The organism is Arthrobacter sp. E3 (assembly GCF_017353415.1).
Lineage (GTDB): Bacteria > Actinomycetota > Actinomycetes > Actinomycetales > Micrococcaceae > Specibacter.
In genome coordinates this window covers 1-1332 of sequence record NZ_JAFMPX010000081.1, presented here as the reverse complement: position 1 = coordinate 1332, position 1332 = coordinate 1, and the positions used below count along the sequence as shown (strand labels likewise).

General features: G+C 62.0%; 1 protein-coding gene. It reads left to right on the top strand.

All coding sequences use genetic code 11. The features are described 5' to 3' along the window. On the top strand, positions 1–1223 hold a 1223-nt coding region (locus JMA46_RS16690; RefSeq protein ID WP_207346472.1), incomplete at its 5' end, for a transposase. Between the last annotated feature and the right edge of the window lie 109 nt (positions 1224–1332).

The window sequence follows — 1332 nt, the reverse complement described above, 5'->3', positions numbered from 1 at the left end:
CGAAGGCGAAGGGTCAGCCGCCCTATGACCCGCGGTTGATGTTGCGGATCGTGTTGTACGGGTATTGCGTCGGGGTCCGTTCCTCCCGGGAGCTGGAGCGGGCGTGTACTGATGTGGTGGCTTTTCGGTGGTTGGCTGCCCAGCAAGCCCCGGACTTCCGCTCGATCGGTCGTTTCCGTGAACGCCACCTGGCTGCGTTGGCGAACGTGTTCCTCCAAGCCCTGCAACTGTGCCAGGCCGCGGGCATGGTCTCGTTGGGCAAGGTCGCCCTGGACGGGACGAAAGTGCGGGCGAACACGTCCCGGCACAAGGCCATGTCCTATGCCCGACTCACCGAGAAACAGAAGGTCCTGGCTGAGGAGATCAGTGCGTTGATGGAAGAAGCGAAAACCGTTGACGCCGATGAAGACGCCCTCTTCGGGCCCGGCAAGCGTGGGGACGAGCTGCCGGCCGAATTGGCGAACCGTCAGGCACGGGCGGAAGCGATGGCGGTGGCACGTGCCTCGATCGAGGAAGAAGCCGCGGACAAGGCCCGCCACATAGCTCAGGAGAAAGCCCGTTCCCGTGGCGGGGATGATGATGACATCACCGGTGCCGGCGACACAGCAGCTGCGGCGGCCGTGCCGAAACCGACCGCGCAACGGAACTTCACGGACCCGGACGCCAGGATCATGAAGACCGCTGACGGGTCCTACCATTACTGCTACAACGCCCAGGCCGTGGTCGATGCCGAGCACCAGGTCATTATCGCCACCGTGCTGAACAATGCTCCCACCGATATCCAACAGCTGATCCCCATGATCGAACACACCACCGCGACGGTGGGTGCGGTCCCTGTGACGTGGAGTGCCGATGCCGGGTACTGCTCAGCGGCGAATCTTGAACACATCAAGGACATCGAAGCTGCCCACAAGACAGGGTTTTTCATCTCCACCCGGCGCATGAAACACAGTGCCCCGATCCCGGAAACACCCCGGGGCAGGATCCCGGCCAAAGCAACCCTGAGCGAACGCATGGCCCGGCGATTGAAGACGAAGCAAGGGAGGGAGGTATACGCCCGGCGTAAGGTCATCGTGGAACCAGTCTTCGGGCAAATCCACACCCGCCAAGGCAAACACCTCCTGCTACGCGGCATGGGCAAAGCCGCACATGAATGGGAGTTCCTCGCAGCGTGCCACAACCTGCTCAAACTCCACAGCCACCGCACCAACCCGGCAATCTAAAGAACAAGGCAGGGGCCAAAAGGTCCCCGCCATGGTCGTCCTGAAGACGTTCAGAACGACCATGACGGTTCGAGGCCATGAAAAGGACTGTCAAGCACTCCACGGATCA